At 39.5% G+C, this 13,222-nt stretch carries 12 protein-coding genes; 7 read left to right on the forward strand and 5 right to left on the reverse strand.

The genetic code is table 11. The features are described from left to right. Nucleotides 1-159 precede the first annotated feature (159 nt). Both M1D52_RS12100 and M1D52_RS12105 read left to right on the forward strand, forming a co-directional pair. A complete protein-coding gene (locus tag M1D52_RS12100) occupies nucleotides 160-1,179 on the forward strand; it encodes a LacI family DNA-binding transcriptional regulator (protein ID WP_437392668.1) in 1,020 nt (339 codons plus the stop codon). Nucleotides 1,180-1,295: 116 nt separating this feature from the next. Beyond that, nucleotides 1,296-2,597, forward strand: a complete 1,302-nt coding sequence (locus M1D52_RS12105) for an MFS transporter (RefSeq protein ID WP_437392669.1) — start codon at nucleotides 1,296-1,298, stop codon at nucleotides 2,595-2,597. Nucleotides 2,598-2,626: 29 nt separating this feature from the next. Here M1D52_RS12105 and M1D52_RS12110 read toward each other — a convergent pair whose 3' ends face one another. Next, on the reverse strand, nucleotides 2,627-3,232 hold the full coding sequence (locus M1D52_RS12110) for a riboflavin synthase (RefSeq protein WP_013667148.1): 606 nt from the start codon (nucleotides 3,230-3,232) through the stop codon (nucleotides 2,627-2,629). Nucleotides 3,233-3,576: 344 nt separating this feature from the next. Between M1D52_RS12110 and M1D52_RS12115 the strand changes: the two genes are divergently transcribed. After that, on the forward strand, nucleotides 3,577-4,431 hold the full coding sequence (locus M1D52_RS12115; RefSeq protein ID WP_013667147.1) for an N-acetylglucosamine kinase: 855 nt from the start codon (nucleotides 3,577-3,579) through the stop codon (nucleotides 4,429-4,431). A gap of 55 nt (nucleotides 4,432-4,486) precedes the next feature. On the opposite strand, the gene M1D52_RS12120 is transcribed toward M1D52_RS12115, so the two are convergent. After that, a complete protein-coding gene (locus M1D52_RS12120) occupies nucleotides 4,487-5,182 on the reverse strand; it encodes an NUDIX hydrolase (RefSeq protein ID WP_013667146.1) in 696 nt (231 codons plus the stop codon). A gap of 403 nt (nucleotides 5,183-5,585) precedes the next feature. Between M1D52_RS12120 and pfkA the strand changes: the two genes are divergently transcribed. From pfkA to gap, 3 genes are read left to right on the forward strand one after another with little or no spacing between them, the layout of a single operon-like run. Further along, nucleotides 5,586-6,572, forward strand: coding sequence for a 6-phosphofructokinase (pfkA, locus tag M1D52_RS12125; RefSeq protein WP_309012891.1), 987 nt, complete (start codon nucleotides 5,586-5,588; stop codon nucleotides 6,570-6,572). A 9-nt stretch (nucleotides 6,573-6,581) separates the two neighbouring features. Beyond that, nucleotides 6,582-7,430 carry a hypothetical protein gene (locus M1D52_RS12130; RefSeq protein WP_130855838.1) on the forward strand — a complete coding sequence of 283 codons (849 nt, stop codon included), beginning with the start codon at nucleotides 6,582-6,584 and terminating at the stop codon, nucleotides 7,428-7,430. Nucleotides 7,431-7,435: 5 nt separating this feature from the next. Continuing rightward, nucleotides 7,436-8,431, forward strand: a complete 996-nt coding sequence (gene gap, locus M1D52_RS12135) for a type I glyceraldehyde-3-phosphate dehydrogenase (protein WP_013667143.1) — start codon at nucleotides 7,436-7,438, stop codon at nucleotides 8,429-8,431. A gap of 58 nt (nucleotides 8,432-8,489) precedes the next feature. Here the strand turns inward: gap and M1D52_RS12140 are convergent, their stop codons facing one another. Beyond that, entirely contained in the window at nucleotides 8,490-9,209 is a 720-nt protein-coding gene (locus M1D52_RS12140) for a copper homeostasis protein CutC (RefSeq protein WP_437392670.1), read from the reverse strand. A 77-nt stretch (nucleotides 9,210-9,286) separates the two neighbouring features. Continuing rightward, nucleotides 9,287-10,306, reverse strand: a complete 1,020-nt coding sequence (locus M1D52_RS12145) for a N(4)-(beta-N-acetylglucosaminyl)-L-asparaginase (RefSeq protein ID WP_437392671.1) — start codon at nucleotides 10,304-10,306, stop codon at nucleotides 9,287-9,289. A gap of 187 nt (nucleotides 10,307-10,493) precedes the next feature. Here M1D52_RS12145 and M1D52_RS12150 point away from each other — a divergent pair, with 187 nt between their 5' ends. Further along, a complete protein-coding gene (locus M1D52_RS12150) occupies nucleotides 10,494-11,684 on the forward strand; it encodes a C40 family peptidase (RefSeq protein ID WP_437392672.1) in 1,191 nt (396 codons plus the stop codon). A gap of 38 nt (nucleotides 11,685-11,722) precedes the next feature. On the opposite strand, the gene M1D52_RS12155 is transcribed toward M1D52_RS12150, so the two are convergent. Then, the gene (locus M1D52_RS12155) at nucleotides 11,723-13,210 is read right to left on the reverse strand and encodes a M14 family zinc carboxypeptidase (protein WP_437392673.1); all 1,488 of its coding nucleotides are present in this window, start codon (nucleotides 13,208-13,210) and stop codon (nucleotides 11,723-11,725) included. Between the last annotated feature and the right edge of the window lie 12 nt (nucleotides 13,211-13,222).

Consider the following 13,222-nt stretch of genomic DNA (forward strand, 5'->3'; position numbering starts at 1 on the left):
GCTCTTGTTTTCATAATCACTAACAAGAAATAAAATTAATTTGTTTGTTCAAGTAACATATTATAAGAAGATGGATTAGCGAAGCAGTTGGTTTACAATACTTTGTAAGCTTGGAATAACGATCAACTTTATCTAAGTTTGTTAATAGAATTATAAATAATGAGCCAAATAAACATCAAAAAATTAGCAGCCGTTTTGGGTTTATCTACTTCGACTGTTTCCCGAGCCTTTCGAAATAATAGCGATATCAATCCGCTTACTAAAGAGCGTATTTTACGCATGGCCGATGAATTAGGTTATTCACCTAACCTTTATGCTAGTAATCTGCGCGAATCAAAGAGTAAAACAATCGCCATCATCATTCCGGAATTTGATAATAACTTTTTCTCGCAAGCGATCAAAGGTATTGAGCAACAAGCGAGACGTAATGGCTACCATACATTGATTTATGTTACAGAAGATGATGTAAAACAGGAGGCCACATTTATCCGATCGTTATGCAATGGAAGGGTAGAGGGGGTGGTTATGTCAGCCTCAGGAGAGGGGTTAAAACATGTTCACTTAAATATGTTGAAAGAAAGGGGGATTCCATTAGTTTTTTTTGACCGCTGCTATGAAGACGTAGAAGCTACTTGTGTAACGGGCAACGACTATGAGAGCAGCTATGAAGCAACATTCCATTTAATCATGAACGGATGTAAGCGGATTGCTTACCTAGTGGTAAATAAGAATGTATCTATCGGGAAGATCAGGATGCAGGGTTATTTAGACGCGCTAAAGAGTGCCGGTTTACCATGTGAGGACGAGTTGATTATTGAATGCACAAACGATAAGGAAGAAATATATAAGTCTATTAAACGATCTTTTGAGAAAATGAAACCCGATGGTGCTTTCGCCTCTGTTGAGCGGTTAGCAATGACTACTTTGCGATATTGCGCAGATGTAAAATTGGAGATTCCTTCAGATTTTAAACTTGTTTGCTTTTCTTGCTTGGAAATTGCCGATATGCTGAACCCTCCTTTAAGTACTATTAAGCAACCAGCTTTCGAGATGGGCAAACGCGCCGCAGAAATTTTATTTGAGGCTTTGTGCAATAAGGAGTCCGTAACGGAAAAGCAGGTTATTCTTCTTCCTTCGACTATTATTCCCCGAAAATCAACTGCCGTTGTTAATAACTAAGTGTTTGTTTAAACTAAAGCAATCGGTCTTTAAACAGAGCCAAACTGCCTAGTTTGCGTTACCCTAGCATGAATCAACTAACTAAACCACGTCTCAGCACTTTGCAAATATTTAATATGAGCTTAGGCTTCTTAGGAATCCAAATAGGTTTTGCGCTTCAGAACGGAAACGCTTCCAGAATATTGCAAACCTTTGGTGCCGATGTCGAACATCTGTCTTTATTCTGGTTAGCCGCGCCTTTAACCGGCATGATTGTGCAACCACTCGTAGGGCATTACAGTGATCGGACGTGGGGCAGGCTCGGCAGGAGGCGTCCTTACTTTCTAACTGGGGCGTTATTAACGGCTATTGCCCTATTATTGATGCCAAACGCCGCGGTTTTAACAACAATTCTACCTCCGTTGATAATAGGAGCGGGTATGTTAATGGTCATGGATGCTTCCATCAATGTGACGATGGAACCGTTCAGGGCGTTGGTCGCCGATAATTTACCCAATGAGCAAAGGAGTAAAGGCTTTGCTGTGCAAAGTTTTCTTATTGGAATCGGCGCAGTTGTTGGCTCCTGGTTACCCTATGTGTTAGCAGAGTTCTTGGGTGTTTCTAAATTAGCAGCGGAAGGGCATCTTCCCGACAATGTAGTCTTTTCGTTCTATATAGGTGCTTTCATCCTGGTGATGAGCGTAATGTGGACAGTGATGACGACAAAGGAGTATACACCGGCAGAACTGAATGCCTTCGAAAAATCCGCAAATAGAACTACTGCCAAGCAGGAAGACACAAGAGGCTTAGCGGCTATTCTGAACGATTTAAAACAGATGCCAAAAGCAATGAAACAATTGGGCCTTGTACAATTTTTCTCTTGGTCTGCATTATTCTCTATGTGGGTTTTTAGTACACCTGCAATAGCAGAGCATATTTATAGCGTTAAAGTAGGAGATTCATCCTCAACCGATTTTGCAAATGCAGGCAATTGGGTTGGTGTGTTATTCGGTATTTACAATGCAGTTTCAGCCCTTTACGCTTTAGTTTTACCAAGAATAGCTAAATATTTCGGACAGAGCGCTACCCATGCCATATCACTTTTGTTGGGAGGATTCGCTTTGTTGTCTATTTTTTTTATCCGCGATCCGTACCTTTTGACCCTGCCCATGCTGGGTATCGGTATTGCGTGGGCGAGCATTTTGGCTATGCCTTATGCCATTCTTTCTGCAAATTTACCAGCTAATAAAATGGGTGTATATATGGGTATTTTTAACATCTTTATCACTTTTCCACAGATTATAAACGGCCTTTGTATCGGTTATATCATAAAGTATGTGTTTAATGGAAAGGCCGTTTATGCACTTATATTGGCAGGTTTTTTTATGTTGTTTGCCGCTATTTCGGTATTAAAGATTAAAGGTAATGCACAAGATTAAGTACCTAAAAGGCACCTATCATAGGCTATTCATTCAGACGCGGTTATTCTCCCTAATGACACTAAACGCGTTACGTATTTTCCAATAATATCAAATTCCAGGTTAACCCGATCACCGACTTTTACCATATGCATAGATGTATGCTCAAACGTATAGGGTATGATTGCTACCGAAAACCTATCTTCTTTTGAATCCACTACGGTTAAGCTTATTCCATTTACCGCTATTGAGCCCTTTTCTACTGTGATATTTCCGACAGAAGGATCATATTGAAAGGTATATATCCAGCTTCCAAGCTCATCCTTAATTTGGATACAAGTGGCGGTTTGGTCTACATGCCCTTGAACGATATGTCCGTCTAAACGACTTCCAACTAATGTACACCGCTCCAAATTTAATTTGTCACCTTCTTTTACTTCATCAAAATTGCTTTTTGTTAACGTTTCCTGAATAGCAGTTACGGTGTGACGGCCAGGACTAAGAGCCACCACCGTAAGGCACACCCCGTTATGAGATACACTTTGATCTATCTTTAAATCATCTGAAATATCGGAAGCTATCGTTAGATGCAAGTTTGTGTCCTCTCGTTTTATATTTTTTACAATTCCCAATGTTTCGATAATGCCTGTAAACATGTTTCCGGTTTTTTTAACAAAGGTACATTTCCATTTGATATCCTAAAACAATTCGGTGTCATGAAGTAGCTAATTGTAAAAAGTACACTATATATTAGCATAAATATGGGGATACAAAAACAAGTTTTTAAGTACTATTAAAGCTGTTTTTATACCAATTGTATAAACGGTATAATAAAATTGTGTATTAATTTTTCTGTATTTACTTGTAATAATATCCTGAAAGGTGTATTTTGTGCCACGATTTTCAGGTTTTGCAGCGTATTTTGTTTTTGAACGCTTGCTTGAGAGAAATTTTTTAAATTAGAAAATGATATAAATCAATATTAACTAAAACCAATAACATGATCATTATTGCAGATGGCGGTTCAACCAAAACGAATTGGTGCCTGATCAATGACTCCGGTAAAAAAATCTATTTTAACACTGAAGGGTATAATCCTTATTTTGTATCGAGCGATTACATTGTAAGTTCTTTGAAAAAGGGGCTTCCAAAAGATTTGCCGTTCAGTGAAGTAAGAGAGGTCAACTATTACGGTGCGGGGGTTCACAACGAAGAAAAAGCGGCTATTGTTGCAATGGCTATCAAACAAGTATTTAGTCGATCGGAAGTATTTGTAGGACACGATTTGTTAGCAGCTGCCAGGGCTTTGTTAAAAGACAAAGCTGGATTTGCTGCCATTTTAGGAACAGGAACCAATACCTGTATTTATGATGGAAAAGACATCGTTCAGAATATTGATTCTGCAGCCTATATATTGGGTGATGAGGGCAGCGGATGCTATATTGGAAAAAAACTTTTAACAGATTATGTACGTGGCTACATGCCAAGTGATGTAAGAGAAGTTTTTTGGGAAACATTTAAGCTTACGCCGGATGATGTAATGGACGCTGTTTACACCAAGCCACTGGCGAATCGATTCTGCGCGAGCTTTAGTAAGTTCGTTTACGATATCATGATCAATATCGAATATTCACGAGGATTGGTAAAGAGCTCTTTTGAAGATTTCTTTAAGAATTTAGTTGTTCATTATCCTGACTATCAAAAATATTCATTTAACTGTATCGGCTCCGTAGCTTATAACTTCCGGAATGTCTTGGAGGAGACGGCGCATGAGTTTGGTATGGAGTTTGGCAGAATTGTTCGGTCACCAATCGACGACCTGGTGAAGTTTCATCAAGAGAAAATTAATGCTTAGTTAAACTTGGCATAGTCTATAAAAAGTAAAGGGTTTCTAAAGACCCTTTACTTTTTTAAGAAAAGTTCAACTCATTTTTAAAGATCTTATTGTATTTTCGCTTATCAAATTTGTACAGTTTGGCGGCACGATAGGAAACCCCTTTTTGCTTTTCATCCAATTCTTTTAAGACATTGTATTTAAGCATCTTCTTTCTGAAATTTCTTTTATCTAGTTTTTTGTCCCAAATAGCTTCATACAGTTGTTGCAATTGGGTAAGCGTGAATTTTTCAGGAAGCAGTTCAAAAGCTATCGGACTGTGACTGACTTTACGCCGTATTTTTTCTATGCTTTTTTCTATTATATTTCGGTGGTCGAAAGCAAGTTCAGGCAGGTTGTTAAGGGGGTGCCACTGCGCTTTTCTCACGTAGTTGGTAGACGGCTTCAGATTGAGGTTGACAGCTTCCAATCGCAACATAGCATAGTATGCCACCGTTATGATTCTTCCTTGAGGGTGTCTTTTTAGGTCACCGAAGGTATAGAGCTGTTCCATATATATTCCCTTTAACCCCGTGTGTTCCAGTAAAATACGTTTAACTGCGTCATCGATCGTTTCATTGTGTTCAACAAAAAAACCTGGGAGTCCCCACCAATCTTTGAAAGGATATTCATTTCTTTCAATTAAAAGGACTTTCAGCTCACCTTCGTTAAAACCAAAAATAACACAGTCAGCCGTAAATATAGATTGTAGATGTGGTAAGTTTGATTGCAAAATTCTGTTTTTTAAGGTTCAATTAAATATCCAATTCTCAGTTCCATAGACGCCCATAAAATTGAGCAATTGATTGCTAATTTCAAAACGTTAGGTACTTTAGGCAAATAAACTCAAAATTATGGAAGAAAACTATAAAAGCAAAAAACTTATCCACTTCCGCTACGTTTTTAGTATTTTTAGAATGTTTGTAACGAAAGAATAAAAGCTGATGCGAAAAAGTAAAAAAAAATACAAATAAATAGCAATAGTGTAAGAAATACACCTTATATTCGTGCTTTGATGTGAAGTGAAGCAACCTAATACGCACGCTAACGCTATATTTTAATGAGCAATGCGGATGTGTTTTCTTCAATTCATAATGAAAGTTAAATTCAAGTGAAACCTATATAGATTATTTACAGTGGACAATTCAATCAAACGTATAGGCGTATTTACTTCAGGGGGAGATGCTCCAGGGATGAACGCATGTATTCGGGCGGTAGTTCGTACCGCCATTTATGAAGGCAAAAAAGTAAGTGGTATATTGCATGGATATCAAGGAATGATCGATGGGAATATCATCGATATGAATAGTCGTTCGGTCAGTAATATTCTTCAACTGGGAGGTACTATTTTAAAAACAGCACGTTGCTTGGACTTTAGAACACCTGAAGGACGTAAAAAGGCCTATGATAATATAAGAGCACAGGGAATTGATGCTTTGGTAGCTATTGGAGGAGATGGAACTTTTACCGGGGCCGAAGTGTTCTCCAGGGAGTATGATATTCCGGTTGTTGGCGTACCAGGTACTATAGACAATGATTTATACGGATCCGACTTTACCTTGGGATATGATACAGCTAACAACACGGTGATTGATGCAATAGATAAGATCCGTGATACAGCGGCTTCCCATGATCGTTTGTTTTTTATTGAGGTAATGGGACGCGATTCGGGCTGCATTGCCTTAAACTGCGGTATTGCAGGAGGCGCTGAGGCCATTTTGTTACCTGAGAAGGAAACAGGTATTGACGAGCTTATTCAAAAATTGGAAAATGCTGCGAAAGACAAGAAAACTTCTACCATTGTAATTGTTGCTGAAGGTGATAAAAATGGAGGGGCATACAACGTAGCTAAAAGGGTTCAGGAAAAGTTCGATTTTTATGATACCAAAGTTACCATATTAGGCCATTTGCAAAGGGGCGGCTCTCCGAGCAGCTTTGACCGTGTATTGGCCAGCCGGCTGGGCTTTGCAGCCGTTAAAAGGCTATTAAGAGGTGAGACAAGGGTAATGGTTGGTTTGCGGGGAAATGATATTGTGACAACCCCTTTGGAGGTTGCGCTCCGAAGCAAGGAATTTAAATTAGCCGATGATATGATCGAAATGATGAATGTTTTAGCGATTTAGTCAATTAAGATGATTGCCGTAGTGTACAGTGGTTCGAGATTTGCTGATTGGCGATTAGCCGATAAGGGTAAGGTTGTTGCCGGGTTTAAAACTATGGGTATTAATCCTTATCATAATGATGAGCGGTACATAAGCCAGGTTTTGAACAAGAACAACAGTCTGATAAACTACGCTGAAAAAATAAAGAAGATTTATTTCTTCGGTGCAGGTGCCTCTTCTGATGAACGTAAGGAGACGGTTTACAATGCCTTTAAAGAATTTTTCCGCTATAGCAAAGTACTTGTTGAGCACGATATGCTGGCAGCTGCCCTCGCTACGGGAGGCAATGAGCAGGCGCTTGTAGGGATATTAGGCAGTGGCTCCAATGCCGCCTATTATGATGGCAAAAGAATTTACGAGACTAACTACGGGCTAGGCTATATTTTGGCAGACGAGGGTTCGGCAAATTGGATGGGTAGATATCTTCTGCGAAATTATTTATCCGAAACTTTACCCATTGATCTCGAGAATAAGTTCACCAGCTATTATCCTCTTGATCGGAAGCAAATTATGGATAAAGTTTACAGGAATCCAAATGCTGCATTATTTCTAAGCTCCTTTGCCGACTTTGTTGCAGAACAAAAAAGTCATGAATTCGTTCATAATATGGTGATGGAGGGTTTCAATTTATTGTTTGAAACGTATTTTGTTCCGTTGAAAGAGCGGTATCATTATCCGAAAATAAATTTTACCGGAAGTGTGGCTGCCGGTTATGAGCCCTGGTTAAGGCAAGTAGCTAATAATCATGGCATGGAAGTGGGAGTGGTTATTAAAGAGCCGATTCAGAATCTTTTAAATTATTATTTAAATAAAAATTAGTTAAAATGAAAATTGGAATTAATGGATTTGGACGTATAGGACGTCTTGCATTTAGGGCTGCTATAAACCGTGAAGGTATAGAAGTTGTTGGTATCAACGATTTAGTTGATCCGGAATACATGGCCTATATGTTAAAATACGATTCTACACATGGTCGTTTTGATGGAACGGTAGAGGCAAAAGATGGAAATTTAATCGTTAATGGAAAAACTATTCGTGTAACAGCCGAAAAAGATCCTGCAAATTTGAAATGGGGAGATGTAGGTGCCGAGGTAATTGTTGAATCAACAGGTTTGTTCCTCACGCAAGAAACTGCTCAAAAACATATTGATGCCGGTGCTAAGAAAGTGGTAATGTCAGCTCCCGCTAAAGACGACACGCCTACATTTGTCATGGGTGTAAATCATAAAGAACTAAGACCTGATCAACATATCGTTTCAAACGCGTCTTGTACTACCAATTGTTTGGCTCCGCTTGTAAAAGTGTTGCACGACAAATGGGGAATCGTTGAAGGTTTGATGAGCACCGTACATGCTGTAACAGCTACCCAAAAAACGGTGGATGGCCCTTCCGTAAAAGACTGGAGAGGAGGACGTGGTGCTTATCAGAATATCATCCCTTCTTCAACAGGTGCTGCTAAGGCGGTCGGCTTGGTTATCCCTTCAATCAAAGGTAAATTAACGGGTATGTCTTTCCGCGTTCCTGTGCCTGATGTATCGGTAGTGGATTTAACAGCTCGTTTAGAGAAACCAGCTACATACGAAGAAATTAAGCAAGCTTTCAAAGACGCTTCAGAAGGCGAATTAAAAGGTATTCTAGGATACACTGAAGATGACGTTGTTTCAGAAGACTTTAAAGGGGATGCAAGAACCTCTATTTTCGATGCAAAAGCAGGTATTGCTTTGAACGATAATTTTGTAAAAGTCGTTTCCTGGTACGATAATGAATGGGGATATTCCAATAAACTGATCGACTTGGTTCAGGAAATTGGCAAATTGTAAAATTGTTAAGTAGTTAAGTAGGTAAATAGTTAAATCAACTATATGCCTACTTAACGTTTTAGCTATTTAACAACGCTACTATCCTCCTAATTTTACGCTCATTACTTACCTCGATCGTATCGCCCATATTGGTTATTGCCATGTTGTGATAGATCATTTTACTTGGAATAGGTTCTTTTGCTGATGTATGGAATTCTTTAGCATTGGTCGATTTTTTTAATTCTGTAATGTTTTGTTCATTAATGCCCGAACCAGGCATAATGACGATTCTATCACCTGCCTTTTCAACCAAGGTCTTTAAGAATGCAGTTCCTTCTGTCGCAGTATTTTCCATACCCGATGTCAATATACGTTCGCAGCCACATTCTATAATATCTTCTAACGCTTTTAAACCATCATTGCTGCAGTCGAAGGCACGATGGAAGGTAACACCCATTGGAGAGGCTAGTTTAACCAATTCTTTCGTTCGCTCGATGTCTACATTCCCATCTTGATCTAGTAGACCAATCACTATACCATCGCAGCCAAGCTGTTTGCATATACCGATATCTTCTTTCATGACGGTAAATTCATCATCAGAATAAAAGAAGTCTCCTGCACGTGGTCTAACCAGTACATATACCTTTATTTTAAGCAGCTTGCGAACGCTTTTTATTGTTCCATAGGAAGGTGTTGTTCCGCCTTCATTTAAATTCTCACAAAGCTCGATGCGTTGGGCACCGCCAAGTTGTGCGGACAAAGCGGATGCGAGTGAGTTTGCACATATTTCGAGTGTCATATGTAGTTGTTGGTTATTAGTCATCAGTTGTTGGCGGAAGAAGCTAGGCTTCAAAACTCATAACACGAAAACGTTATTTAGTATATACTTTTCCCTTTAATAAGTAAGTCTTGTTGTTCTTCATTACACACGGCAAACGAAAATCCTTGTTGTAGGGCATAGGCGCCATATTCACCTTGCTTATTCATGGCTAAGAAGCCAACTTGGATTTCCTTCGCTTTCGCGGGTTTTTTCTTTACAATGCGCTGAACGGCTTCCTTGCAGGCATCTTCTGGTGAATAACCTTGGCGCATTAATTCAACAACCAGAAAGCTTCCAACGGTTCTGACCACTTCTTCACCCACGCCCGTAGAAGTAGCAGCACCTATTTCGTTATCTACATACAAGCCGGCGCCAATAATGGGACTGTCACCCACCCGGCCATGCATTTTAAAAGCCATTCCACTTGTGGTGCAGGCACCGCTAAGGTTGCCACGCTTATCCAAAGCTAGCATACCAATTGTGTCGTGATTATATTGATTACCTGGTAATTTATTTGGCGAAAAATGCTGATTTTCAATATTCATAATCGGCTTGTACTCAGCTTTTTTTAACCATTCTTTCCAAGCTTTCTCTGATTCTTTTGTCAAAAGGTTTTCCTTCTTAAAACCGTTTTCCAATGCAAATTGAAGCGCACCATCACCGGCAAGCATTACGTGTGGTGTCTTTTCCATTACCAACCTGGCGACTGAAATGGCATGTGTAATATGCTCCATAGCTAACACGGCCCCGCAATTTCCATTCTCATCCATAATGCATGCGTCTAATGTTACGTGCCCATCGCGATCAGGATAACCGCCTTTGCCAACGGTAACATTTTTAAGATCGGCTTCCGGCACTTTTACACCAGCTTCAACGGCATCTAATGCACGTCCTCCTTCTTTTAATATTTGCCATGCAGCTTGATTGGCTGCAATCCCAAAATCCCAGGTGGAGATGACAATAGGCTTGGAAGATTTTGCGGAAAACGAGAGTGGATGTCCATATGTTTCGTTCTTAATTCCCAAGGCAACAGTTCCGATAATGCCTTGACGAATGAACTTTCTTCGATTGATCATTCTAGTTTTATTTATATCGATGCAAACATAAAAAAACTCTTTAGAAAAACGGCAAGTAAGTGACATGCAAAAGAAATCGTTGCGCAAAATGCGTTGTTTTGCATTTTTATATAAAAATTATGCAAAGATAATTTGCTCTTCTTGACATATACGTTAATTTAGTACCTAATACCTCCATCTGAATTATATGAAAAGGATCACAATTCTTGTTATATTCGCTTTAGGGCTTTGTTCGCGGTTAAATGCACAGCAGAATTTGCCCCTAGAAGAAAGAATTGTACACTTAATAGAGCTCACACGCAGTAAATATGCATTGGATAAAAGGACAGTTGTTTTTGAAGCTTATACCGATTCTTTAGGAAGATGTGTACTTGAAACGAGCAGCAATGTAGCAGCCGCCTATTTTCGTGAACAATACCAAACTGCCAATATAAACCAGCCTTTATTCATTAATACTTTGCCGGACGCGGCGCTGCAAGATACTACTTTCGGTGTAATAAATGTTTCTGTAGGTAATATGCGTACGTTCCCCAAAAACGCTGCGGAAATGGCCAGTCAAGCACTGCTCGGTTGGCCTGTTGATGTATTGAGAAAGAAGGAGGGGTACTATCTAGTGCGAACGATCGATGGTTATATTAGCTGGCTAGATGAAGCGGCTATTTCGTTAAAAACAAAACCTGAAATAGATGATTGGAATAGAAAGGAAAAAGTAATAGTTGTAGGCGACTACGGGCATGTCTACAGTGATCTGGATAGAAGGTCTTTGCGAGTTTCTGATATAGTGATGGGAAATATATTGGTAAAAGAGGGTGAGTTCAAGGATTTTTTTAAAGTCATTTTTCCTGACGGCAGACGTGGTTATATCGATAAAGCAATAGCGCTGGATTATGAAGATTGGAGACACGGGCTTAACCCATCAGCAGATGCAGTTCTGGGAATTGCAAAAACAATGATTGGTGTGCCTTATCTATGGGGAGGAACATCGATAAAAGGAGTTGATTGCAGTGGATTTACAAAGACAGCCTATTTAATGAATGGTTTTATCATTCCGAGAGACGCTTCACAACAAGTCTTAGTAGGAGAGCCCATTAATATTTTAACGAATGATAAACTTGATTTATCCAAAGCACTTAACAATTTAAAACCGGGAGATCTCCTATTTTTTGCTGGAGGAAAGCATAGAAGCTCAAATGCCAAGGTAACCCATGTGGCATTATATATAGGCGATGGTAGCTTCATCCACGCCGCAGGCAAGGTGAGGATCAACAGTATGGTGCCCGGAGCCTCCAATTATGATGATTTTGAAAGTCGAACGGTAGTAGCAGCGCGTCGCTATTTAGCAAACCGGGAAATAGAGGGCATAAAGAAGGTGAAATAGTTCGATTGACACCTCGTTTCTTCCAGTCTGTTTCCTCATTATTGAATATAATTTTTAAAGTTTTCATCCAGCTCTTTCGACAAGTCAACCAAATAACCATTTACAATTGCATACTTAGGTTCACCCTCTTTAGCAAGGAAAAAATTCGCCTGACTTCCTAGCGTTGGACTGTTGCCATAAATTGTTCCGTTACCGGTTAAAAGAAGCGGCCATTTATAGTGTTTATTATTCGCTACGTTTTTAACTTGAACAGCAATGTAACCTGCTCGCAATAATCCGATAACCTTTTCCTTTGTGAGTTCGTTGGGATGATTTATTGCTGTCGGATACAATTTCCCTTTCATAAAACTAAGCCCTTTCGCATCCAACTCCTCATAGCCGTAACTATCTTTCAGGTCACCTACATCGTCAATTCTACCTCGTATATAAAATGCACTGTCCGGTGCATTCAATTCGTCTCTTTTAATCGCTAGATCAATCGGATAGGTTACCGAGTCTCGCTCAGCTTGGATATTCCTTATTAATAGATCACATAGTTTAGTCGCATTTTCAGGAATATCTTGATAAGCCTTTTGTTCATACTGGGTATAACTTTCTTGTGCGATCTCAATCAAGGCGTTTAAAATAATCAAAAAGTTTAGCTTTCGGATATATTGCTTTTCGGGATCATTCTTATAACCTCCCGATTCGATGAGCACCGTGCTGGCTCCCCATTTCTGAAAATTGTCGCCGAAACCGCGGGGTTCATGTGTGTCATCGTATTTAGCCACACCATTGGGGATGTATTGCTGTAAGATTTTATTCATTCCCACAATAAGTTGCATCGCTCGGCCCCTTACATCATTAATGTCTTTTTCATGATTATAAGCTGGTGCCAAGAACGATATTGTCGCTGGATTTGACGTGCCCGGAACGTTGTAATAAATATGTTGATCATGCAAATTAAAGCCGAATGCCGGTTTGTTAACTTCGGCAGCATGTTTTAGTATGCGAGCCTCCGGACTCGCCGTTTCGCGGGCATCTCGATTTAAATCGATGTCCAACGCATTTCTGCGGTTAAAAATTTGAGCACCATCGGGATTGATCATGGGTAGAAAGTACAATGTTGTTTCTTTGTTTAGCAGATTTCGAACGGAATCAAATTGGTCATTTCTACCCTCCAAAAAATTAAAGAGATCAAATAGCGCCATGGTAGCGGTACTTTCGTTACCGTGCATTTGTGACCATAGCATCACTCGTTTATTTCCTGAGCCATATTTCAGCTGATAAAGCGTTCTTTTTTGTACCGATTGACCTAACTTACTTATTTCAAAAAGCTTACCCTCTTCTCGTTTTAATATCAAAGGCTCTATATCTGCGTGTTTAAATCGACGATGCGTAAGATTTTTTTCCTTAAAAGTTTCAAAAGCAGTTGCTAACATAGCGGTATCGGGACTATAGTTTTTTTTGTTGTTAAAGCTGGATTTTTCGCGCTGACAGGCGCTTATTGTAAGTAAAGCAAAGAATACGATTTTAATTAACTTCATACTGCACGGGAT

The sequence above is a fragment of the Olivibacter sp. SA151 genome, from assembly GCF_054130995.1.

What these genes read in the sequence shown, in the direction of transcription:
- M1D52_RS12150 (WP_437392672.1), top strand. Translation starts at nt 10,494, where the DNA reads ATGAAAAGGATCACAATTCTTGTTATATTCGCTTTAGGGCTTTGTTCG.
- M1D52_RS12130 (WP_130855838.1), top strand. Translation starts at nt 6,582, where the DNA reads ATGATTGCCGTAGTGTACAGTGGTTCGAGATTTGCTGATTGGCGATTA.
- M1D52_RS12105 (WP_437392669.1), top strand. Translation starts at nt 1,296, where the DNA reads ATGAGCTTAGGCTTCTTAGGAATCCAAATAGGTTTTGCGCTTCAGAAC.
- M1D52_RS12110 (WP_013667148.1), bottom strand. Translation starts at nt 3,232, where the DNA reads ATGTTTACAGGCATTATCGAAACATTGGGAATTGTAAAAAATATAAAA.
- M1D52_RS12100 (WP_437392668.1), top strand. Translation starts at nt 160, where the DNA reads ATGAGCCAAATAAACATCAAAAAATTAGCAGCCGTTTTGGGTTTATCT.
- gap (WP_013667143.1), top strand. Translation starts at nt 7,436, where the DNA reads ATGAAAATTGGAATTAATGGATTTGGACGTATAGGACGTCTTGCATTT.
- M1D52_RS12115 (WP_013667147.1), top strand. Translation starts at nt 3,577, where the DNA reads ATGATCATTATTGCAGATGGCGGTTCAACCAAAACGAATTGGTGCCTG.
- M1D52_RS12145 (WP_437392671.1), bottom strand. Translation starts at nt 10,306, where the DNA reads ATGATCAATCGAAGAAAGTTCATTCGTCAAGGCATTATCGGAACTGTT.
- M1D52_RS12155 (WP_437392673.1), bottom strand. Translation starts at nt 13,210, where the DNA reads ATGAAGTTAATTAAAATCGTATTCTTTGCTTTACTTACAATAAGCGCC.
- M1D52_RS12140 (WP_437392670.1), bottom strand. Translation starts at nt 9,209, where the DNA reads ATGACACTCGAAATATGTGCAAACTCACTCGCATCCGCTTTGTCCGCA.